Source organism: Devosia sp., from assembly GCF_040509215.1.
Taxonomy (GTDB): Bacteria; Pseudomonadota; Alphaproteobacteria; order Rhizobiales; family Devosiaceae; genus Devosia.
Genome location: NZ_JBEVLL010000224.1, coordinates 1 through 22,726, shown reverse-complemented (window position 1 = coordinate 22,726; position 22,726 = coordinate 1). Strand labels below are relative to the sequence as shown.

Sequence of the window (22,726 nt, the reverse complement as noted above, 5' to 3'; positions counted from 1 at the left end):
CGCGCGATCCCGCCGACCTGCTCGAAGGCCAGGACAAGAACTGGGCGCTCGAAGTGCGCACGGCCTTTGACAGCTACGACAATTCCTGGCGCAAGCAGATCACCGGGGCGTACGACTTCGGCGCAGTGCAGGTCCTCGGTAGCTTTGGGCATATTTCCTCGGAAGAGGCAAAGATCACCAAGGGCGATCCCAATGGTGGCATCTGGAACAGCTGTACGCGTCCGGCCTACTTCCGATGCAACGAGCTCTTTCCGGCGGAGACCAGTGCGTATAACGGCTTGATCAAGGTCGTGGCCACGCCAAATGAAGACCACAAGATCACGCTGACCGGCGAGTACTTCGACCGGAATACTGTTATCCAACAGGTTTGGGATTCGTCGGCGGCGCTGCTTGGCTACACGAGCACCGCATATCCCCGCACGCTGGATATGGAGCGCTACCGCCTCGCACTGGAGCATGAGTGGGATGTCGGCGCGAGCTGGCTCGACAGCGTCAAGTGGCAGGTGTCCTACTCGCCGCAGCGCCGCGTGACTGACAGCACCAACTACCAAACCTATGCGACTCGCACCCAGCGCGTGTGGCAGTACCGCGACTATAGCGAGACCTTCCTCGAAGCCGATGTGCAGTTGGTGTCATCGTTCGCCGCGGGCCCGACCTTCCATACGCTAACCTATGGTTTCGACGGCGACTTCACTCGCACCAACTATGACGGGATCAATCAGACCTGGCGTTCGGATACCGGATACGGCGCACGTACCTACAATAACGGTTTCTCCTTCCCCAAGGTGGATACCGTTCGCGCTGACTTCTACATCCAGGACGAGATCAAGGCCCTTGATGATCGCCTGACCATCACCCCCGGCGTTCGTTTGGCCAACTACCACATCAATCCCGATGGTGGTTACAACGCCCTGGCGGGCTTCAAGCCTGCCCCCGTCAGCAGCACCGAACTGCTCAAGAAGCTTTCGCTCCAATACCAGTTGAACGATGCTTTCTCGGTCTATGCCGCATACGGCGAAGGCTTCAAGATGCCCAATTCGCAGCAGCTGTTCCAGTCCGGCGCGTCCATCGGCGCCACCGGCATGGTCACCATGGTTCCTAACCCGAACCTCAAGCCTGAATCGGTCAAGAACTATGAAGTCGGGCTTCGTGGCGAGTTCGAACAGGGATGGTTCTCGGTCTCCGGTTTTTACTCCCAGTACAGCAACTTCATCCGCAGCCTGCGGCCAACTCCGACCGCGACGTTTAATCCGGCTACGGGCAATTGGTCCCACTACTGGTCAGACAATGTTGAAAACGTCGATCTCTACGGGATCGAAGTGGGCGGTGAGTACGAGTTCTACGAAAACATCTTCGCGTCGGCCAACCTGACCTGGCAGCGCGGCACCCAACAGGTCAATGCCGGCGCCGCAACGACGCCCTTCGATGGGGCAGTGCCGCTGACCGCCGTTCTTGGGATTCGCTACGAAATGCCCGAGCACGGGCTGGAGTTCGAACTGCTTGGCACGCTTGCTGCCGGGCCGACCGAGCGCGCGGATGCGACGGCGTTCAAGCCGGACGGCTATGCGCTCCTTGACGGTTACGTCACCTGGAAGCCGACGGAAAACGTGGAAATCAACTTCGGTGTCCAGAACATTTTCGACACCAAGTACTACCCGAATACGCTCACCGGTTACGCCACCACCGCCGATCCTTCCGTCGCTGCCGTCAACCCGCTCGAAGCCCAGGTTGGCCCGGGCCGGACCTTCAAGGTCGGCACCACGGTGCGCTTCTAAGGCACGCATATGGGACGCCTATGGGCGTCCCTCTTCCTCTCGGAGCAGACGATGTCACAGATTTTCGCCCAGTTCTGGCGCCTCATGAAGCTTTGCCTTGCCGGGCCCGGCGGAAAATGGAGCATTGCGCTCTTTGCCATCATCGTCGCGCTGGACCTTGGCGGGGTCTATGCCACCATTCTCATCGTCGGTTGGACCGGCGCCTTCTATGGCGCACTCGAAGCCATGGATGGCGCCGAGGCGGTTCGGCAGGTCGGCATTTTCGGGATGATCGTGGCGGGCAATTCTGCCCGGCATCTCATTGGCCAATTGATGAGAAAGCGGCTCGAAATGCTCTGGCGCGGGCGCCTGACATCCGGAGCGCTCGATATCTGGCTTTCCAACAAGGCCTATTGGCACATGGCCAATGCGACCTTCGCGCATTGGGGCGACACCTCCAAGGGGCCGAAGGGTTATGCTGTCGACAATCCCGACCAGCGCATCGCCGATGATTGCCGGATTTTCATAACCTCGCTGCTCGGCGAAGTGCTCGACATGATCAGCCGCATCGTCGGACTCTTCTCCTACATAGCGCTCCTCTGGAGCCTCACCAATTTCCCGCTTTCGCTTGCGCCCATCGGCATCAATATCGAGATTCCGAACTACATGATCTGGGCGGCCTTCGTCTATGTGGCGCTGGCGAGCCTGCTTACTCACGCCCTTGGCTATCCGCTCAAGGGGCTCGTGGTCGAACAGCAGCGTCGCGAGGCCAATTTCCGCTTCGCTCTGGCGCGGCTGCGTTCCAGCTTTGACGAAGTGGCGATGAGCAATGGCGAACGCGCCGAACGCGGGGTCTTCGACACGCGCTTCGACGCCATCGTCAGCAACTGGAAGAAGCTGGTCAATCGCGAGCTGATCCTTGGCTGCTTCACCTACCCTTTCAACCATTCGGTGCTGCGCATCCCGCTCTTTGTCGCCCTGCCCGGTTATCTCGCCGGTCATGTGGCGTTTGGCGGCCTGATGCAGCTCAGCACGGCTTTCTCGAGCGTTGTCACGAGCCTTTCCTGGTTCATCTTCTCCTATCGGGACCTCGCAGAACTCGTCGCGGCCTCCTCGCGCCTCGACAATTTCCTCGAGGCGGCGAAGGCGGCCGGCGCCACTGGCAGCGGTATCGTGCATGACACCACCACTGGTCCCGTGCTTTCCTTGCGTGGTGTCCGGGTGACCACACCCGAGACACGGCCCCTGCTCGACGTGCCGGCAATGGATATCCATCAAGGCGAGGCCATTTGGCTGCGCGGCGCCTCTGGCCTTGGCAAGACGACGCTGATGAAGGCGCTGGCCGGCCTCTGGCCGCATGGCGCCGGTACAATCTCATCGCCCGATGCCAGCATGGCTTTCCTGCCGCAGCGTCCATATTTCCCGATCGGCACAGTGCGCGACGCCCTCGCCTATCCCCGTGCGGCCGGTGACTATTCGGTGGAGGCCCTCGACATGGCACTCGAGAAGGTTGGCCTCGGCCACATAGCCGGCATCGAATTCGGCCGATCGGACACGCGCACTGGCCATGGTTTGTCCGGCGGCGAGCAGCAGAGATTGGCTCTGGCGCGTTTGCTGCTGCTGCAACCGCAATGGGCGCTTCTCGACGAGCCTGCCTCCGCGCTCGATCAGGCCGCGGAGGCGGAACTGTTCGCCATGCTGCGCCGCGAACTGCCCGAGACGGCCTTCATCATCGTTGCCCACCGCCAGCCGCAGGGCCTTGGCGAAGTGCGCACCATCGATCTCGGTTCGGCCGCTATTTCCGCCCCCTCCATCCTTCCTCAACGACCAGACACTGTTCCAGCATGACCACCAATCGCCGCGAAATCCTGCCTGTCCCACCCGCTTCCGTCATCCGCAAGCTGCCTGCCATGGGCGATCTGATGATCACCGCCAAGCAGAACGGGGCCACTCATGAACGCATCGGCACCATCGAAACGGTAGGTATCGAGGACGGTTGGCTCGTCTGCGGCGGCGCGGCGCACGATAGCCGCATCGACCCGACCTTGATCACCTCGGTGATTATCGACCGCACTTCGATCATGCAGGAAAAGGTCTATCCGCGTATCGACTTCCGGCGCGGCGAAGAGGTTCTCTTCAGCGTCGTCGGCTTTGCCGGTATCGAGCCCTTCGACGCCGCGCTCGCCGAGTTCGGGCCCGGCGAGGCTCTGCCGGAAGAACCGAAGGAGCCTCGCGCCAAGCGCGATGACGCCAGCCTTGACGATGCCGGCGCCCTGCCGCTGCAGGCGGCGCTTGAGGCGGGGACCAAGGTTTCGGTCCACTTCAGGCGGACCGGCTTCGAACAGGTCTGGACGGGCGTGATCGAAAGCGTCAAGCCGGCTATGGGCTTCATCAATGTCATGCGCCCCGACTTTCACCTCCATCTCCTCGGCAATACGGTCTCGGCCTGGAAGGACGGCGCAGCGCTCGACGCCAATGGCGCTCCCACCGGACTATCGTTGACGCTTCACGCCGCAGTGGTCCCGGCATGAGCGGCAATCCGCACGAACCCGGTCGTTGGCTCGACGGCACAGCCGGAACGGGGCTGACGCACCGCGAGGTGCTGGCACGCGTGGCACATCACCGTGTCGTGCTCCTCGGAGAAACGCACGACCGCTTCGACATTCATCGCTGGCAATTGCACATCTGCGCCGGGCTTCTTGCCCAGCGCAGCGACATCGCCCTGGGTTTTGAAATGTTTCCCCGCCGCTGCCAGCCCGTGCTTGACCGCTGGGTGGCCGGCGAACTGAGCGTGACCGATTTCCTCGATCAGTCGGAATGGGAAACCGTCTGGCGGTTCGATCCCGAACTCTATCTGCCGCTCTTCAATTTCTGCCGCCAGTTTCGCCTGCCGATGCTGGCGCTCAATTGCGAGCGCCCGCTGGTGACCCGCGTCGGCAAGGACGGTTGGGACGCTATTCCCGAAGACGAACGCGATGGCCTGACGCCCGCCGTGCCGGCGAGCCTGGCGCATCGCCAGTATCTCTTCGACATTACAGGTGGCGGGCGCTCCGACCGTCCCGCAGCCGAGTCGGCCGATCCCCGCTTTGATCGCTTCGTGCGGGCCCAACAGACCTGGGACCGTGCCTTTGCCTGCAATATCGCCAAGGCGCTCGACGCTGGTGTCGCCGGCCAGATCGTTGGCATTATCGGTCGCGGTCACATGGAATATGGCCATGGCACGCCATTCCAGCTTGCTCAACTTGGCGTGGAAGACACGGCCATTCTGCTCCCGTCCGACGACGCCGAGTTCGGCTTGGACCGCAGGAAAATCGGCGATGCGCTGTTTCGCCTTCCCGGGCCACCGGACCGCGCTGCTCCCAGAAAACCCCTCCGTATCGAGAAGACCGCCAATGCGTAATCCCCTCTTCCCCGCCCTGTTCGTGCTCGGCCTTATGCTGTCGCCTGCCTCCGCGCAGGAGACAGCGCCTGCCGCCGGTCTCCCCGGCGGCGCGCAATCGCTCAACGAAGAGCACGGCGACTGGACCGTTTCCTGCCGCGTGGAACAGGCTGCAAAACTCTGCGTCATGTCCCAGACCCTGGCCGATAGCCAGAGTGGTCAACCCGTTCTGTCGATAGAGCTGGCCACACCAGCGGTCGACAAGGCCGAAGGCATGTTGCTTCTGCCCTTCGGACTTCGCCTTGCCGATGGCGCGACCCTCAAGGTCGACGGGACAATACTCGGCGGCAATTGGGCCTTTGTCACCTGCATCTCGACCGGCTGCCTTGTGCCCGTCAGCTTCGATGCAAGCCAGGTCAGTACGCTTCGCGCCGGCACGGAACTCGTCATAAGCGCTCTGGGCGCTGGCGCCGGCGAACCCGTCGATCTCAAGGTGTCGCTGACCGGCTTCGCCCGCGCTGCCAACCGCTCGGTTGAGCTCAGTCTCTAGCCATAAACGGCCAGTGCGGGGGTAGATGCGCCCTGTTAGCCGATCACCACTTGCTGACCCAGCGGGTCGGGTGGGTGTTTTTGGCGTTGTCTTCGATGCCGGACAGATCGGCGGCGATGATGTTGCGGACAACGATCCAGCTCAGGGGGATGACGGCGTCATCCTCCATGACGCGCCTTTCGACTTCGGCGAGTGTCTTGGCTCGGGCCGCGAGATCGAGTTGGGCATTCGCCTCCGCCAGTTGTTCGTCGATTTCCAATACGTTGTAGTGCCCGACGTTGAATTCCGACGAGGAGCCCATCAGCTCTAGAATGTTGGCAGGATCGGAAAGGTCGAGAATCCAGGTCAGGCGGCCAATGTCGAAATCGCCGGCATTGAGGGCCGTCAGGTGATCCTTCGAGGTCGCGCTAAAGAGCTCGGTCTGGACGCCGATCTCGCTCCACATCGAAGCGACCTGGCGGGCCACCTGCTGATGCAGGTCGCTTGAATTGCTGCTGTAGCGGATTTCGAGAACGAGAGGATTTTCAGGCGTGTAGCCCAAGTCTGCCAAAGTTGTGGCGGCCTCGGCGAGGCGCTGTGCATAGGGCCAATCGGCCCATTCCGGCCAATACTGGGCGATACCGTCATAATTCGCAGTGCCTTCCGGCACGAGCCCATAGGCGGCCGTCCGGTCCGAACGAACGCCTTGAGGGTCGATCGCAGTGCGATCGATAGCCATCGACAAGGCTCTGCGCAGGGCCGGCTGATCGAATGGGGGTTTGTCGAGATTGAACGCCAAGTAAGCAAGGCCCAGGAACGGGACCACATTGCTCTGTTCGATCGCATTGGTCTCGATCCAGGCGTTGGCGCTGGCCGGCAGGTCGTAGAACATGTCGATCTCGCCTGCCTTGAAGCGTTCGAGTGCGGCAGGCACATCCTCGATAGCGAAGTAATTGACGTCATCTACGGCAAGTGATGCGCGATCGTAGTAGCGCTCTGATTTGACCGCCGTCGTCAGGTCCCCATTTTTGCCGGTAATGACATAGGGGCCGTTGCAGACCAGATCCTCTGGCGACAACCCGCTGCGACCGCGCTCCGCCTGCAGTGCACTGGGGATCGGGTAGGCGGTCGAGTGGGTGAGGGTCTGGAGGAAGTATGGCGCGGGATGTTCGAGGCTAATTTCCAGCGTCTGGTTGTCGAGGGCGTTTACGCCCAACTGATCCATCGACAGGCTGCCGGCCGCAATGGCTTCGGCGTTTTTGATTGGGAACTGCAGATAAGCGAATTCGAACGCATTGGCTGGATTGAGGAGCCATTGAAAGGCGGCGAGAAAATCTGCGGCGACGACCGGGTCGCCATTGGACCACGAGATGCCATCGCGCAGGGCAAAAGTGTAGGTCAGCCCATCGGGCGAAATGGTCCAGGAGGATGCCTGTCCGGGAATGGCGTCGCCGCTGGCGTCCATTGCGACAAGGCCTTCGAAACAGTCGACCATGGCTATAGGGTCGACTGCTCCGAAGGCTGTTGGATACACGTAGATGGTTTCGGGCGTGTGAGCGAGGTTGAGCGTAACGGCGAACGCCGGCTCAACGACTGAACCGACGCACCCCAGAGCGAGCAATGCGGCCCGGGCTATAGAGGTCAAGGCTGCTCACCAAAGGTCTGTTTTCAGTTCCCAACACCAGTTGTTTCCGATTTTCTTCTGCAATGGAAGGCCTTTGCAACATCGTCAGAATGATCCCGTCGGCGAGAGAGCAAGCCCGTAGAGCCCCCAATAGGCGACGCAGAGGAGACCGAGGAGGAAGACGCTGGGCGGCAGGTGCCCCGGCTCCTTGTTACGGATCAACGTGGCGAAGATCGCAAAGCATTCGAGCGCGCCAAGGGCAAAGCCTAACGGGCGCAGCGCCGGGATGAGCAGGAATACCCCGGTGGCGAGGCACACGGCAGCGTTCACCAGATGCCACCAGCCAGGAAAGCCCCATTTCACGAAGCTATCCCGCATGGGTTTTGGGCCGATGGCACTTACGACGCCGTCGCCGAGAAAGAAGATGCCGAGAAGGCCCGTTAGTAGGAGGGCCCAGTGAAAACCGAAGATCATGGAAAGTCTCTTTTCGTCGTGAGGGGGACCGGCGGGCAGCGCCCGCCGGGAGGGAGGTCAGAACTTGACAGAGAGGTTGGCCTTGACGCCGTGCTGTTGCAGGGCTGAGCTGATCTGGCCGTCATAGGCGACGCCAAGATCGACATTGGGGTTGAGATTGAAATCGAGCCCGGCCTCGATGATTGCGGCACCTTGCGGCAGGGACGCACCGGCCACGGTGAAGGCTGAACCACCCGAGAAAGCATGGGTCGAGGTTGGATCGACCGTGCCCAGGCCATTGCGCCAGCCGATCATGCCGCGGGCCGTCGCCTGAACATCGCCGAGCGCAAAGCTGGTTTCGGCACGAAGACCGATGGTGACGTTGGTCGTGCTGGCGTGGGCTGCACCACCGGAAAGGGCAGAGGCGCCGCCGCGTTCAGCAAAGCCACCGGACCAAAGGCTGGCGTGGGCGAGGTTGACGAAGGGCTCGAGGATAAGACCGCTGTCGAAGGCGAACTTGTACCCAACCTCACCGAAGGCCTGGGCTGTGCCACCGAGGCGCGTGCTGAAGAGAGCGTCGGCAAAGCCCGGCATGGTGACGGAACGGCTGGTGGCGATCTCGTGCTGGGTATACGCCGCGCCAAATTTCAGCGCCAGGTTTTCAATCTCGCCGCCGCCATAGGCACCGACATGGTAGTTGTTCGAGGTGGCTGTGGCGCTGCGATCGGCAATGCTCACACTGGTCTGGCCGAAGCCGAGCATGGTGCCGAACATCCAGTTCTGATTGAACATGGCATCAGCACCGACGAACATGTTGCCGGCGCTGAAGCCAGTACGGGCGGTGTTGCCATTGGCTTCAAGCACGCCAATGCTGGCATTGGCACTGCTCCATATGCTCAGGCCGAAGTCTTGTTCGGGCTTTTTGTCGGTTCCGAGGCGGGCAAAGGCGGCAGCGACGCGGTCCTCCATGGTCGCAGCTACGCCCTGCCCCGCGGCCAGCAGTGCGCTCTGGGTCGAGGCATGGGCTTCGCCGGAGAGCTGATCGAAGCCGGCTCGCGCATCGTCGGCGCTATAGGTCAGCACGCGGTCGTAAAGCTCGTTGCCGAAGCCGAGCGCTTCCACCGCTGTCGCCGTGGAACGCTGGTTGGCGGTTGCGGCGATGTCGGCGAAGCTCGTGACATTGCGCTCAAGGTGCAGGCGAACATCGTTCTCATTGTAGGCCAGCGAGGCCGCAAGGAAGGCGAGATTGGCGCTGATGCCCTCGAACTCACCCTCGACGCCGCCTTCGGCGCGCAGAAAGGTGTAGTCGACGCCTGCTGAATAGTCGCCTCCGCTGGCGAGAGCCAGGAACTGGCCATCGAGATAAGCCGCGCCGTCGACCTCGATGAGATCGCCATTGCCGGCTGCGTCGACCTTGATCTCCATCGTGCTGGTATCGCTGAGGTAGAGATCACCCGAGACGTGGAGCGTGCCGAAGCCGGCGGGAGCGATACTTTGCGGCTTGGGATAGGCGCTGCCCGCGGCAATGACGCCAGCGACTTCCACGGAGGCAACGTAGCCCGAGCCCTGAAGGCGGCCATTCTCACCAACCTCGACGCGGCCGGTGACGCCATTGACCTCCAGAGTACCGGCCCGAACTTCGGTGCCGCCCTCGTAAATGTTCTGGTTGCTGTTGAGTACCAGCGTGCCGCGATCGGTCTTGACCAGTGTGCCCACGCCAGTCAGCGAGGAGGAGATGATGGCGGTATAGTCTTCGCCGGCGGCCGTGCCGTCGCCGACACGGATGATACGCTCGCCATCAATCAGTTCGATATCGGCGCCATGGATTTCGTAGCCATGGGTCGCGAACTGCATACCAGTAACGGAAGCGCGCTCAGTAACCTCAACCTCGCCGGCACGGCCGGCAAAGACCACAAAACCCGGCACCGGCGATTGTGTGCTGTTGGCCGAGCCGTCGGCAGTGGTGAAGCTGTCATAAGCACTGCCCCAGGCGCCGCTGCCGCCATCGATGGCGCCATTGGCCCAAAGCGAAGTGTCGCCGCCGTCCCAGAAGAGCGTGTCGCCGACGCCTGCTGCATTTCGCATGACATTGATCTGGCCGGCGATACTGGTCTGCACTTCAAGGTCGGCTGCCGTGTAACCTGCGGGCACGTTGCGAATGTCGAGGCCGCGGTCCGTCAAGGCGCCACCATAGTCGAACAGGCGATAGATGCCGGGGTCGAACCCGCCGACATCCTCAACGTCGAGGACACCATCAAGGATCAGGTCGCCATTGACGTTGAAAAGGCTGGCGCTGCTCAGCGCGCCGAACTGGGCCAGAATGACCGCGTCCTGACCGAGGGCGAGGGAGTCCATTGTCAACTGCTGGCCATCATAACCCAGCAGCGTGCCGCCATTAATCTCCACATCATCGAGGCGACCGATGCCTGACAGGATGCCCCCATTCTGGAGCACCTTCATGCCGCTAAAATCTCCATCGACGCTGACGGGGCCATTCTCGATGCGCAACGAGCCGCCATAGCTCTCGTTGTCACCATCGAGCGTGAGGAGGCGCGACCCGATCATGACGAGACCGGAATCCGCGGAGCCAATCAGTTCGCCCTGGAAGGTCGAGGTCGTCGCCTGTGGATTGAGCGTCAGGATGTAGTCGTTGAGATAGGTGGCGCTGGTGGGGTCGGCCGAAAGGCCCGCAATCTGCTGATCGCCGAGCAGCCGCAGGCGCGCATTGCTCCCGAGGACATGGAGAGAGCTTTCCGCCAGCACATTTTCCGCGCCGGCCGTCAGCGTGCCGGCAACAACGTTGGTATTGCCGCCATAGCCGGCGCCGCCAGTCACGACCAGTTCACCAGTGCCGGTTTTGAAGTAGCCGCCGCCAAGGGCGTGGCCGGTGATGAAGCCCGATTGCGTTGCTGTGCCGGTATCGACGCGCAGGGTCGGCCCGCCGCCAGTTCCTGTGTAGAGCGTGTTGCCGAGAGTGATGCCATCGGCATAGCTGACCGCGGCGCCGCCCTGGAAATAAACCCCTTCGAGGCCGAGCGCGCTATCGTTCTCGATGCGGATCGTACCGCCCTGATGGCTGGTGCCGCCGCGATAGGTATTGGCGCCGGTCAAAACCAGCGTGCCCGAGCCGGTCTTGACCAGATTGCCATTGCCCGAGACAACGCCGTTGAGCGTCACCGGGCCGCCGATCTGGAAATACTGGTAGCTGTTGGCGCCGGATAGGACGAGGTCGTTTTCAAACGCCAGCGTGCGGTTTTGATCGAAGGCAAGGACGGTATTATTCGCCATGGTCAGCGTGCCGGTCCCGAGAGCGTCGCTATTCATGGCAGTGATCTGGCCCGAGGCGAGATCGGTGCCGCCGGTGTAGGTGTTCTGCCCGCTCAGGATGAGATTGGCGTTGACCAGCAGCCGCCCGTCGCCGCTCAAGACGCCGGTATGGGTGACGCGCTGGCCGCTGAACTCCGAGGTGCCGGTGATATTCACCTGATTGGCGAGTACGAAGTTGTTGAGGTCGAACCGCAATGTCGTGTTGTCGAGCATCGAGATCGGCCCGGTGCCAGCGGCATTCGCATGCGCCAGGGCAATGGTGCCCATATTGATGTCGAGCCCGCCCGAAAACGTGTTGTTGCCCGAGAGGGCAAGAATGCCGAAGCCGGCCTTGCTGAACTTGTGGGCGCCCGAAATGACACCCGACTGGGTGGCGAATTCGTCAAGCGCGACAGTGCCGACGGTCTGGCGCGCCATGGCGATCGGGGTACTGCGAACCTCGCCGTCGGTGTAGGTGACGGTATCTACCTGGGCGCGCGCCGGCAGCACCATGGCGAGAACCGCAGCCGAAGCACTGAGCAGCAAGAGGTTCCGCCTACGCCGCCGCCGGTGGTGAAGGGTTGTCTGTAATTGGCCAAAAGGGCGCAGCGCCATGATCGTCTCCAAGCGAGGCCGGCGCATCCGCAAAGCGTTGCCGGCGACGGACGCACGGGGCATCCGAGGTTCAAGAATTTTGGGTTTGGCCGCTGCCGCCTTCGAGGAATGCGCGTGAGACCATGAGGCAGCTCGCCCTGCAGACGCGAGCCGCCTCCTGCCATGAGGGATTGTCCGTTCCCGCTTCGGCCTCATGACGATTAGGGACGACTCGGCGGACGCGCCCCGTCTAACCAAACGGGGCGAACCAATATTTTCCCGCCTAGTGTGGTTCCGCGTTGCCGATAGCCATCAGGCTTGGCTATTGAAGGAACAGCGCACTCGGGACGACAGGGTGAATGAGCCAATGAAGCGGCGGCAATTTTTGAAAGCGGCTGCTGCCGCAACGGGCTCCGCCCTGTCGCTTCCGGTTTTCGCAGAGAGCGAGCCGGTCATTCTCGAGGTCAGCGGTCAGGTCGAAGCGACACGGACATTCACGCTGGGCGAGCTGCGCGCGCTTGGTGTCACAAGCCTAAAGACGAGTACGGCGTGGACCGACGGGACGCCGGAATTCGAAGGGGTCTTGGGGCGCGATGTCTTGGACACGCTCGGCCCGCTGTCGTCCTCGCATGTGACGGCGCTGGCGCTCAACGACTATCGCGCCGATATTCCGCTCAGCGACTTCTATGAGTACGACGTGCTCTTTGCCTGGAGCATGGACGGCGAGATGATGACGCGGCGCGACAAGGGTCCGCTCTGGATCGTCTATCCCCGCGATGACGTGCCGCAATTGCGCGAAGAGCGCTACGAACACCGCTGGGTCTGGCAGCTCAACCGGCTTATCCTGCCTTGAGCGTACCGGAGGACCATCGGCGCGAGGTCATTGCTGTCGGCATTGCCGTGCTCGCCTTCGTCATCCTTCTGGCCTTTTCCTTGACACGCCTCGTCCAGATCGAACGCACCACCCATTCCAGCTCGGGCGAAGGCATCATCTGGGCTTTGAGCCAGACGCAGTTCGAAATCCATCGGCTGATCCTTGCGACAACGCCCGGACATGCCGCCAGCTCCGATGATATCGCGCTGCGGTTCGATATTCTGCTCAGCCGCCTCGAATTGCTGCAAAGCGGCCCGATGGCAGAGCAATTGGCCACGGCAGGCCGCGCCAGCGTGATCGCCCGGGCCCGCGCGGATCTGCTGCGACTCGAGGCCCTGATCGTTGCCGCCGGCCCCGATGTCGCGCGCTATAGCGCGCGCCTGTCACGCACCATGGGTCAATATCTCGAGCCGCTCGGCACCGTTGCCAACGACCTGATGATCGACAACCGCATCGCCGATGGCGAGCGTCGCAACAGCTATAATGCCAGCATCATTCAGGTGATCGCCTCGATCCTCGGGATCATGGTCACCGGTGGTTTTCTTATTTTTCGGCTCGTGCGAAGCCTCGGTCAGGCCGCGGCTGCCGAAGCGCTGGTGCGACAGGAGAAGAATTTTCTCGACCAGATCATGGAAGCCAGCGGCGAGGGTATTGCTGCGTTCGACACACAGATGCTCTGTACCCACTGGAGCGAGCGCATGGCCGAGCTTCTGACGCTTCCGGCCGACGAGCGCCTCGGACGCCCTCTGCCCGGCGACCCGATCTTTGTCGACGACGTGCTGCAGCGCGTTCTAGCTGGTCAGGAAGTCTATCTTGCCCCGCAGATGGCTGATGGAGGCCTTTACCTCGAACGCATGGCCTATCCCATCCGCCTCAATGGGGCGATCAGTGGTGGCATTGCCATCGTGCGCGACGTCACCGAGCGCTACGACGCATTGCGCGAGAGGCAGTTGCGCGAGGTCTATCGCGACTTTGTCACCATGGTCTCGCATCAGTTCCGTACACCGCTCGCAATTATCGACTCCACTGTGCACCGCATGATGCGCCGGGGTCCGCTGATGGGCGCACCGGAATTCAACGACCGCGCCATGACCATCCGCAATGCCGTTTCCGGCCTGTCCCGCCTGATGGACAGCACCCTGACCTCCGAGCGCATCGACGCCGGCGAAATGGAGCTCAGCCTGCGCGAGACCGATCTTGGGCAACTGCTGAGCGACATCCGCACCCGCTTCCTGGACCTGACGCCAGAGCGGCAGATCGTCCTCGATATCGAGACGGCCGCTTTCGTTCGGTGCGACACCGTGCTTGTCGACCAGGCGATAGGCAATTTGCTTGGCAATGCCCTGAAATACTCGCCAGCCGAGCAGCCGGTAGAAGTGAGCATGGCGGCAAGTGACGAGGCTATCGTCATTGCGATCACCGACCACGGCGTGGGAATCCCGGCCGCCGAACAACCGCGTATCTTCGAGCGCTTTTTCCGCGCCAGCACGGCCAGCACTGTCAAAGGCAGCGGCATCGGTCTTTATACGGCGCGGCAGATTGCGAGACTACACGGTGGCGACATCACTGCCCGTTCGGAACCTGACACCACCACATTCACCCTCAGCTTGCCCCGCCACAGGCTTCAGGGCTAGCCATGTCGCGTTCCCTCAGTCACCCGGAAGACTTCCTCATCCTCTGCGTCGAGGACGAGCCGAGCCTTCTCAAGAACATCGTCGAGGAACTGCTCGACTTTGGTTTTCGCGCTATCGGGGCCGAGGATGGACAGGTGGCCCTGGACGTTCTGGCCGACCAGCGCCCCGACCTCATCCTCTGCGACATCACCATGCCGCGCATGGGCGGGTTCGAACTGCTGCGCTCGGTCCGCAATGCTCGAAGCGACATCGCCAATATCCCCTTTGTCTTCCTCACGGCCCTGTCGGACCGGCTGGCAGTGATCGAGGGAAAGATGGCGGGCGCGGACGACTATCTCTCCAAACCGATCGATTTTGACCTGATGCTTGTCACTGTGCGGGCCCGGCTCGACCAGGTCGTTCGGATACAGGAGGAAATTGGCGCTACCGCGGAACACCGTCTGCAGACAGAGACAGACGTTGCTGCTCGGCAGGGCCTCGACGACCTGGCCCAGACACTCGATCACGTCGCTTTGGGCGTGGTCCTTTTCGACGGCCGGCGCGAGATCGTTCACAAAAACCTGCAGGCCGATGCGGTACTCGGCACGTTGATTACCCACGCCAATGGCCGGCTGTCGGCACCTGACGCCCAACTGTCGGGCAAGTTGCGGGCTGGACTCGACGCCGCCATCGAGGACAACAAGAGTTCCGATCTGATTGCCGTCGCCGAAGAGGGGCAGCATCCGCTCCTCGTGCAGTTCATTGCCCTTGGCGGACCCAAGACCCGTGCCGCCATGCTCCTCCTCGACACCAGCGCCCCGCCGGTTATCTCCGAGGAACAGACCGGCAAGCTCTTCGCGCTCACCCCCACCGAGGCCCGCGTTGCGGCGGCGATTGCGCGGGGACTGCGAACCGAAGAGATCGCGCTCGACATGGGTATTTCGGCCACCACCTTGGCCTTTCACATGCGCAACATCTTCCGCAAGGCCGGCGTGAGGCGTCAGCAAGACCTGGTGGGCCTCATCTTTAGAAGCGCCCTGCTGGGAAAGACGGCTCCGCAAGGCGCCGACAAGCCATCGATCTGATCACGTCGGGCCGCAAGATGAACGCTGCGCCTTCGCAAGGTCGTTGTTCAGGCGATCGCGCCTTCGAACTCCTCGGCCACGGTGCCGGACTGCGGCGCGACCGCTTCGCGGGCGTAGCGCACCGGCGGAATGCCGACGTCACGCGTAAACGCCACGCTGAAGGCGCTGGCCGAGCGGTATCCAACCTGCCGGGCAATTTCGCTCACGGTTGCCTTTCCCCCGCGCAGCAGGTTTTTGGCCAATGCCAATCGCCAGGCCGTCAGATATGTCATCGGCGCCATGCCGACGGCGCTCTGGAACCGGTCATGAAAGCCTGATCGCGACAGCGCCGCTTCGCGCGCCAGTTCGGAAATCGTCCAGCCATGGCCGGGCCTAGCGTGCATTTCCCTGATTGCCATAGCCAGCCTTTCGTCCGACAGGCCACGCAGCAATCCGGGCGCGCCGCCGATTTCGACCGAGGATCGAAGGGCTTCTATGAGCAACACCTCGAGCAAATGCTGCAGGACAACCTCGCGCCCCGGCTTGCTCTCGATCGCCTCTTCGCCCAGCAATTGCATGAGCATCGCCAGCCTATGCTCACCCCGCACCACGACAACCTCGGGCAAGAGCGACGACAGCAGCGTGGCGTCCTCGGACTGGAAAATGCAGTAGCCGACCAGAGCGCGCATATCGACCGGCCCGTCGACACTGCCGACCCTGTATCCCCCTCCGGGCAGGATGACAGGATTGATGACCTCGTCCCTGTCCGTGCTCGGCACGTCACTCCACATCATGAAGTCCTGCGCCGACGGAATGAGAATGAAGTCCCCGGCATTGACGGCAATTTCGCCGTTCCGCTTGTCCTCGACTCGCAGGCTCCCCTTGAGTACGGCCACATAGTAGGGATTGGGCGACTGGGTCCGTCTCACCTGCCACGGCCCCGATCCGGTCACGCATTTGGAAAACGGCGCGCCCGGTTGAAGCAACCCTACGATCTCGGCGAGAGGATCGGCCATTTTGGACTCATTCGAATAAACTCTGGACATTCACACATAGAACGTCCGGACATCCATGACCATCTCCTGCTCGGCCAATCAAGAACAGGATCACGCCATGACTGAGAATTCACGTATCGCACTTGTGACCGGCGCCAATCAGGGCATCGGACTTCAGATCGCAAAAGACCTCGCCGCCAATGGTCTGACCGTATTGCTGGCCTCGCGCAATCTCGAGCGCGGCCAGGCCGCCGCCCAGACGATCAAAGGCGATGTTCACCCGATCCAGCTCGATGTCACAGACCCGGTCTCCATCCAGGCCGCGGCGACGCAGGTCGAACAGCAGTTTGGCCGTCTCGACATCCTAATCAACAATGCCGCCATTTCCCGGGCGAACGGGCCGGAAGCGGAGACCATGCAGGACTATATCAAGCGTTCGCGCGCGACGCTGATTTCGGTCGATGAGGTCCGCACCATTTGGGAGACCAATGTGTTCGGAGTCCTCTCCGTGACCCAGGCTTTCGTGCCCCTGCTGCGCAAGTCCACCGCGGCCAGCATTGTCAATGTATCGAGCGGCCTTGGCTCGCTGACCTTCAACTCCACGCCAAATCCCTATCGCGGCACGTTCAATCCCGGCTACGGCGCTTCGAAGACCGCGCTCAACGCGATCACCCTGGCTTTCGCTATCGATCTTGAGGCCGAGGGTATCAAGGTCAATGCGGTGACCCCGGGCTTCACCAGCACTGCACTCAACAATTTCGAAGGCACCGAAACGGTCGAGCAAGGCGCCGCCGAGGCCGTCCGCGTCGCACTGCTTGGCGGAGATGGTCCGAGCGGAACTTTTACTGGTTCGGTCAACGAAGCCTATCCCTGGTAATTGGCCCCGGGCCGCCGGCGCACTGTCGGCGGCCCCCTCCATAGGTGTTGCAGCCACCAACCGCACCTCGTTGGCGACGTTGTCGGTCAAATTCCAAAATATGACTTTGACCATCATGTATATAAATGTCATGTTGAATAATTGCCGCCATGGCCATTAGCACCTGACAGTCCGACAGTGTTCCATCCGAATATGCAGTCCATCGTCGAAGGTTTTTCGCCCAGCGGCGGCCCGAAATGGCGTAGCTGGAACGGAATGCTTGCCGATGTCTGGGAGGTGGCAGGGTCGGCCGGAGCCAGCGGCGAATATGTTTCCCCGCATGCGCGCCTTTTCGTGGTGCTCGAGGAAAACCAACCTGGCGCCATCACCCTCTCCGATCGCCCCGGACCGAGGGCCGGGACTTCGGGCAGGCTGAGCTATGTTCCACCGGGCCTTCGCACCTGGTCCTTGTCGGCGCAGCAGACGCAATTGCGCCATCTCGATCTGCATGTCGACCTCTGCCACATCGCCGAAAAGCTCGGACTGCAGACCAGCGACGAGCGCATTCTGTCGCCGCGCATGATGTTCGAGAATTCGCGTATTCAGTCCCTCGCCAATCTCCTCGCCGAGGAATGCGGAACTGGCGAGCATCACGATCTCTACGGCGAGGGTATTGCCACCGCCATGCTGATTGAGCTGTTCGGCATCCCACCGCGCGTCGAGGACATCCGCGGCAAACTTTCGCCACGTAAATTGAAGGTGGCGACGCAATACTTGGCGGAAAACTGCTTCGAGAACATTCGCCTTGAAGACATCGCCATGCTCGCCGGCCTTTCCCCCTCCTACTTCTCGGCCGCCTTCAAGGCCTCGACGGGGCTGACACCGCATCAGTGGCAGATGCAGGAGCGCGTCGCCCATGTTAAGACGCTGCTGGCCGGCGGCAAAGCCAGCATCAGCGAGGCGGCCGCGGCGTGTGGATTTGCTGATCAGGCCCATCTGACGCGCGTTTTCAAGCGTCACGGCGGCCTGACACCGGCTGCCTGGCTCCGCCGCTCCGGCGCGTGAGACCACAGCGGAATCGTTCAAAGCATCGACAGGACGGACAATCCACCCCGTTAAAGGTGAGTTAACTGTTCACCTTATTTCGAACACAGCCAAGGCCCAATTGCGGCCCGGCGTCTTCAAGGTCAGGGACTATGCGTTCTAGTGCGAAGCGGGCATTCATCCGCGTTCTCCTTCTCTCCACCGCTATCGCGAGCGGCACCTCCATTGCCCATGGACAGAATACCGAACTCGATACCCTGGTGGTCGATGGCGGCGGCGTTTCGGGGACCGGCGATGCCCAATTGCGCACCAGCACTGGTGCGAAGCTTTCCGTGTCATTGACGCGCATTCCGCAATCCGTATCCGTTATCAGCCGCCAGCAGCTCGACAACACCCCGACCGCCAAGGCCGACGAAGTCCTGCGCTATTCCGCCGGCGTCAACACCCAGACCTACGGCACCGATGCCGACACCGACTGGTTCTACGTCCGCGGCTTTCAGGCTGACCAGACCGGTATGTTCCTCGACGACATGCCGCTTTACCAGACCGGCTTCGGCACCTTCCTTGTCGATCCTTACTTGATGGAACAGGTCAGCGTGCTCAAGGGCCCGGCTTCGGCGCTCTATGGCGGCTCAAATGTCGGCGGCATCGTCAACTTCGGCAGCAAGCGCCCGCGCGATGAGCGGTTCCTTGAAACCGAGGTCGGCGTCAATAGTTTCGGCAATGCCTTTGTCGGTATCGACGGTGGCGACGTTCTTGCCGATGGCGATCTGGCCTATCGCGTCACCGGCAAGCTGTCCGGCGGCGGCTGGCAGACGGACAAGGCGCGCGATCTGCGCGGTGTCGTTCAAGCGAGCGCCACCTGGTCACCGACCGATGCGACCCAACTGACCGTCTATGGCAATTATCAGAACGTCGATCTCGACCACACGTCCACGGGCTTCCTGCCCTATACCGGAACGGTCGTCGACGCCCCTGGCGGTGTCCGCATTCCGCGCAATCTCAACTATGGCGAGCCTGCCATCGATGTCTATCAGCGCCAGCAGTTCATGCTCGGCTATGAGCTTGAACACGACATCAATGGCGACTGGACCGTACGCCACAAGGCCCGTTATGCCGGCATGGATCTCAACGAGGACTCCGTCTACTCGAATGGCACGCTCGTTGGCACCCAGTTGAGCCGCGATCGCTGGGCCCACCAGACAAAGTCCGGCATCCTGACCGTCGACAACCAGGTCGAAGGCCACTTTGTCACCGGCCCAATCGATCACACGCTGCTGGTCGGGCTCGACTACAAGAACTATCGCCACGAGACGAAGGGCGCCTATACCGGCGGTGTCGGCAATCTCGACATCTTCAACCCGGTCTATGGCATCCCGTATACGGCGCCCGCCTATGGCGCGACGACCGTGACGAGCATGAACCAGCTCGGCCTCTACGCGCAGGATCAGTTGCGCCTCAATGACTGGGTGCTCACGCTCAACGGTCGTTATGACCTCGCCAGCACACAGGTTGACAGCGCCACGCCGTCGACCCGCAACGAAGGCGTGTTCACCGGCCGCGTCGGCCTTGGCTACGAGTTCGACAATGGCCTGACCCCCTATGTCAGCTATGCGACCTCGTTCAATCCTTCTCTCTCGACCACCGTCACCGATGAGCTGCTGCCCAGCGAAACCGGCGAGCAGTGGGAAGCCGGCATCAAGTATGAGCCGACCTTCATGGATGGCCTGATCACCGCCTCGGTCTTCAACATCAACCGCAATGGCGTGGCTTCGCCCGACACAGTGAGCTGGTGGAAGTCCGTGCCGCTTGGCAAGGTCAATGTGCAGGGCGCCGAGATCGAAGGCGTCTTCAACATCGAGAATTTTGCCGTCCGCGGCGCGCTGACCTATCTCGAAGCCGAAGTGGTTGCCAGCACCAATGCGGCGCTGATCGGCAAGGTGCCGGTACAGATCCCGACGCTGACCGCTTCGCTCGGCCTCGACTACACCTTCACCGATGGCACGCTCGATGGCCTGACCATCGGCGGCGGCGTTCGTTTCCTTGGCGAATCCTGGGCCGACCAGGCCAATACCGCCAAGGTCCCGGCGACGGCGCTGTTCGACGCGAGCCTGCGCTATCAGAAGGATGACTGGAGCGTGGCGCTCAATGTGACCAATATTCTCGACACGTCCTATGTGGCGAGCTGCGCGTCTCTGACCTCGTGCGGCTACGGCCCCGGCCGCGCCGCAACACTCAGCCTGAAGAAGAGCTGGTAGTATCTCCGGGAGCGACGGCGATGTCGTCGCTCCCGTGAACTCAGGAGCATCGTTCCAATCAAATTGGCGGGCTCGCCAGTCGGGGTGCAGGGGCACTTTGATGCTCGCTTGCGTTTAGCCCCTCTGCGGCAGAGATGACTGCATAGTCGACGTCACCTCCCTTCCGGCCTTGCGGCCGATGGCGGGCGTGATCTGGATCAAAGTGTTGATGCCAGCGTTGTTCTATAGTCTTGTCATCATCGCCAACGGGGGAACTATCGCCATGTACTCGAACATCGTTTGCGCCATCGACGGGTCGGACCTCAGCACCAAGGCTTTTACCCACGCCATTGCGCTGGCCGGTAAACTCGGCGCGAAGCTGACCGCCATCACCGTGACCGAACCTTCCATCATCATCGCGCCGGGCGCTGAAATGATGATGGTGGACACAACGAGCATTCTCGAAGAACTCGACAAGGCCAAGGCGGAATCCGCCAAGGGTGTGCTGGAGGACGCGACCAAGCTTGCGAGTGCGGCCGGGATCACTCTGACAACCCAGCACGTGCCCGACTTGCCGGCGGCGGAAGGTATTATTTCGAGTGCCAAGGCAGTGCATGCCGACCTTATCGTCATGGGATCGCACGGACGTCGTGGCCTTGGCCGCCTGCTGCTGGGATCGCAGGCTGCGGAAGTTCTAGCCCATGCAGACGTTCCGGTCCTGATCATCAAGTAGGGCACTGATGCCGCTCGTCATTGGGCAAGCGGCACTAACATGTCAGCTATGGCGCGGCACCGGATTTTCCGCTATGGGGCCGGTACCCTAGAAAGAGCGTCGCGCCATGACTCAATCCCTGCCCCGCCACATCGCCGTGATCGATATCGGCAAGACCAATGCCAAGGTCGTGCTGATCGATGCGGCAAGCGAAGCGCTGCTTGGCTCGCTCAGCCGCCCAAATAGCGTGCGCCGCGATGCGCCCTATCCGCATGCCGATGTCGAGGGGCTCTGGGATTTTATCCTGAGCAGCTTGGGCGAACTGCACCGCGAACATGGCGTAGACGGGATCTCGATCACCACCCACGGCGCGACCGCCGCGCTGATGGCCGGCGATCGGCTGGCGCTGCCGGTGCTCGACTATGAATATGACGGCACGCAAGCTTCGGACGAGGCCTATGATCGCGCTCGTCCCGGCTTTACGGAGACACTGTCGCCACGCCTGCCAAACGGGCTCAACCTTGGCGCGCAGATTTTCTGGCAGTCGCGGGCGTTTCCCGAGGACTTTGCCAAGGTCACGGCGATCCTGACCTATCCGCAATATTGGGCCTGGCGCCTGACCGGTATTCTTGCAAGCGAAGTGACTTCGCTTGGTTGCCACACCGATCTCTGGTCGCCGGACAAGGGCGATTTCTCGTCCATGGTCGACGCGCAGGGCTGGCGCGCGTTCTTCCCGCCGATCAAGCCGGCGGCTTCTGTGCTCGGGCCGCTGCTGAACAATCTGGCTGAATATACGGGTCTGCCCGCGGATACCCCGGTTACTTGCGGCATTCACGATTCCAACGCCTCGCTGGTGCCGCACCTTGGCCGCCACGAAGCGCCCTTCACCATTCTGTCGACCGGCACATGGGCCATCGCCATGACCGTGGGCGGGGACACCGCCAATCTGGACCAGAGCCGCGATAGCCTTGCCAATGTCGACGCCTTTGGCCGGCCCGTGCCGACGGCACGCTTCATGGGTGGGCGGGAATTCGATACCATCGTGGGCAAGATCGTGACGCCGAGCGAGGCGGAGATTGCCGCTGTGATCGAGCGCGATGTGCAGGCTCTGCCCACATTCGCGCCCGGCGTTGGTCCCTTTGCCAATGGCAAGGGGCGTTGGACGATGGCTCCCGAGGGCCTGACGGATGGCGAACGTACTGCCGCCGCCTCGCTTTATCTGGCGCTGGTGGCGCGCGAATGCCTCGACCTCTGCGGGCTGGGCAAGAGCATCACCATCGAGGGGCCACTGGCGCGCAACGCTGTGTTTGGTGCAGCCCTAGCCACCCTGGCCGATCGGCCGGTGCATGCTTCGGGCGATGGCACGGGCACGAGCCTTGGAGCCAGCCTGTTGTTTGGCGGACAGCCCGCGCATGAGCAGCACGACAGCCCGATTGCGCCTTTGGCCCATCCCGGTTTTGCCGAGTATGCGCGGCGCTGGCGGGAACGCGCCAAGGCCTAGACCTTTGGCCAAGTTGCATTGACGGGAGGCCATCCGTACCCCATGTCTGGGTCACAGACATGGAGGCCGATATGGCAGAGCCGAAGCACCGCATCGTAATCATTGGCGGCGGTTTTGGCGGCATAGCGGCGGCGCAAGCACTGGCGCGTGCCGATGTCGAAGTGCTGCTGATCGACCGGCGCAACCATCAC

18 protein-coding genes are annotated in these 22,726 nt (G+C 62.0%); 14 read left to right on the top strand and 4 right to left on the bottom strand.

The features are described from left to right. The 5 genes from ABW043_RS12545 to ABW043_RS12525 form a co-directional block, all read left to right on the top strand. A partial coding sequence (locus ABW043_RS12545) for a TonB-dependent receptor (RefSeq protein ID WP_353921544.1) occupies positions 1 to 1,775 on the top strand: 1,775 nt, incomplete at its 5' end. A 51-nt stretch (positions 1,776 to 1,826) separates the two neighbouring features. Then, positions 1,827 to 3,602, top strand: a complete 1,776-nt coding sequence (locus ABW043_RS12540) for an ABC transporter ATP-binding protein/permease (RefSeq protein WP_353921543.1) — start codon at positions 1,827 to 1,829, stop codon at positions 3,600 to 3,602. After that, entirely contained in the window at positions 3,599 to 4,285 is a 687-nt protein-coding gene (locus ABW043_RS12535) for a hypothetical protein (RefSeq protein WP_353921542.1), read from the top strand. The genes ABW043_RS12540 and ABW043_RS12535 overlap by 4 nt, the downstream gene beginning before the upstream one ends. After that, positions 4,282 to 5,154 (top strand): ChaN family lipoprotein, encoded by an 873-nt coding sequence (locus tag ABW043_RS12530; RefSeq protein WP_353921541.1) that lies wholly within the window; start codon positions 4,282 to 4,284, stop codon positions 5,152 to 5,154. Before ABW043_RS12535 ends, ABW043_RS12530 begins: the two co-directional genes overlap by 4 nt. After that, on the top strand, positions 5,147 to 5,683 hold the full coding sequence (locus tag ABW043_RS12525; protein ID WP_353921540.1) for an invasion associated locus B family protein: 537 nt from the start codon (positions 5,147 to 5,149) through the stop codon (positions 5,681 to 5,683). The genes ABW043_RS12530 and ABW043_RS12525 overlap by 8 nt, the downstream gene beginning before the upstream one ends. Before the next feature lie 43 nt (positions 5,684 to 5,726). On the opposite strand, the gene ABW043_RS12520 is transcribed toward ABW043_RS12525, so the two are convergent. The 3 genes from ABW043_RS12520 to ABW043_RS12510 all read right to left on the bottom strand — a co-directional run bounded on the left by ABW043_RS12520 (position 5,727) and on the right by ABW043_RS12510 (position 11,660). Next, a complete protein-coding gene (locus tag ABW043_RS12520; protein ID WP_353921539.1) occupies positions 5,727 to 7,307 on the bottom strand; it encodes a peptide ABC transporter substrate-binding protein in 1,581 nt (526 codons plus the stop codon). A gap of 84 nt (positions 7,308 to 7,391) precedes the next feature. Further along, positions 7,392 to 7,760: a DoxX family protein gene (locus ABW043_RS12515; protein WP_353921538.1), complete on the bottom strand. Its 369-nt coding sequence runs from the start codon at positions 7,758 to 7,760 to the stop codon at positions 7,392 to 7,394. 57 nt (positions 7,761 to 7,817) lie between these two features. Further along, the gene (locus ABW043_RS12510; RefSeq protein ID WP_353921537.1) at positions 7,818 to 11,660 is read right to left on the bottom strand and encodes an autotransporter domain-containing protein; all 3,843 of its coding nucleotides are present in this window, start codon (positions 11,658 to 11,660) and stop codon (positions 7,818 to 7,820) included. Between the two features lie 346 nt (positions 11,661 to 12,006). On the opposite strand from ABW043_RS12510, the gene ABW043_RS12505 reads away from it, so the two are divergent. The 3 genes from ABW043_RS12505 to ABW043_RS12495 are packed head-to-tail and all read left to right on the top strand — an operon-like array spanning position 12,007 to position 15,211. Then, positions 12,007 to 12,492, top strand: a complete 486-nt coding sequence (locus ABW043_RS12505; RefSeq protein ID WP_353921536.1) for a putative pterin-binding protein — start codon at positions 12,007 to 12,009, stop codon at positions 12,490 to 12,492. Then, on the top strand, positions 12,489 to 14,147 hold the full coding sequence (locus tag ABW043_RS12500) for a sensor histidine kinase (protein WP_353921535.1): 1,659 nt from the start codon (positions 12,489 to 12,491) through the stop codon (positions 14,145 to 14,147). The genes ABW043_RS12505 and ABW043_RS12500 overlap by 4 nt, the downstream gene beginning before the upstream one ends. A gap of 2 nt (positions 14,148 to 14,149) precedes the next feature. Then, positions 14,150 to 15,211, top strand: coding sequence for a response regulator (locus ABW043_RS12495; RefSeq protein WP_353921534.1), 1,062 nt, complete (start codon positions 14,150 to 14,152; stop codon positions 15,209 to 15,211). A 47-nt stretch (positions 15,212 to 15,258) separates the two neighbouring features. Here the strand turns inward: ABW043_RS12495 and ABW043_RS12490 are convergent, their stop codons facing one another. After that, on the bottom strand, positions 15,259 to 16,206 hold the full coding sequence (locus tag ABW043_RS12490) for an AraC family transcriptional regulator (protein WP_353921533.1): 948 nt from the start codon (positions 16,204 to 16,206) through the stop codon (positions 15,259 to 15,261). A gap of 97 nt (positions 16,207 to 16,303) precedes the next feature. Between ABW043_RS12490 and ABW043_RS12485 the strand changes: the two genes are divergently transcribed. The 6 genes from ABW043_RS12485 to ABW043_RS12460 form a co-directional block, all read left to right on the top strand. After that, positions 16,304 to 17,062 (top strand): SDR family NAD(P)-dependent oxidoreductase, encoded by a 759-nt coding sequence (locus tag ABW043_RS12485; protein WP_353921532.1) that lies wholly within the window; start codon positions 16,304 to 16,306, stop codon positions 17,060 to 17,062. 177 nt (positions 17,063 to 17,239) lie between these two features. Further along, positions 17,240 to 18,106, top strand: coding sequence for a helix-turn-helix domain-containing protein (locus ABW043_RS12480; protein WP_353921531.1), 867 nt, complete (start codon positions 17,240 to 17,242; stop codon positions 18,104 to 18,106). Between the two features lie 131 nt (positions 18,107 to 18,237). After that, the gene (locus ABW043_RS12475; RefSeq protein ID WP_353921530.1) at positions 18,238 to 20,343 is read left to right on the top strand and encodes a TonB-dependent siderophore receptor; all 2,106 of its coding nucleotides are present in this window, start codon (positions 18,238 to 18,240) and stop codon (positions 20,341 to 20,343) included. Between the two features lie 217 nt (positions 20,344 to 20,560). Further along, positions 20,561 to 21,055 (top strand): universal stress protein, encoded by a 495-nt coding sequence (locus tag ABW043_RS12470; RefSeq protein ID WP_353921529.1) that lies wholly within the window; start codon positions 20,561 to 20,563, stop codon positions 21,053 to 21,055. A 106-nt stretch (positions 21,056 to 21,161) separates the two neighbouring features. Next, positions 21,162 to 22,535, top strand: a complete 1,374-nt coding sequence (locus ABW043_RS12465; RefSeq protein ID WP_353921528.1) for an FGGY-family carbohydrate kinase — start codon at positions 21,162 to 21,164, stop codon at positions 22,533 to 22,535. Positions 22,536 to 22,594: 59 nt separating this feature from the next. Continuing rightward, the coding region (locus ABW043_RS12460) for an NAD(P)-binding protein (protein WP_353921545.1) at positions 22,595 to 22,726 on the top strand (132 nt) is incomplete at its 3' end.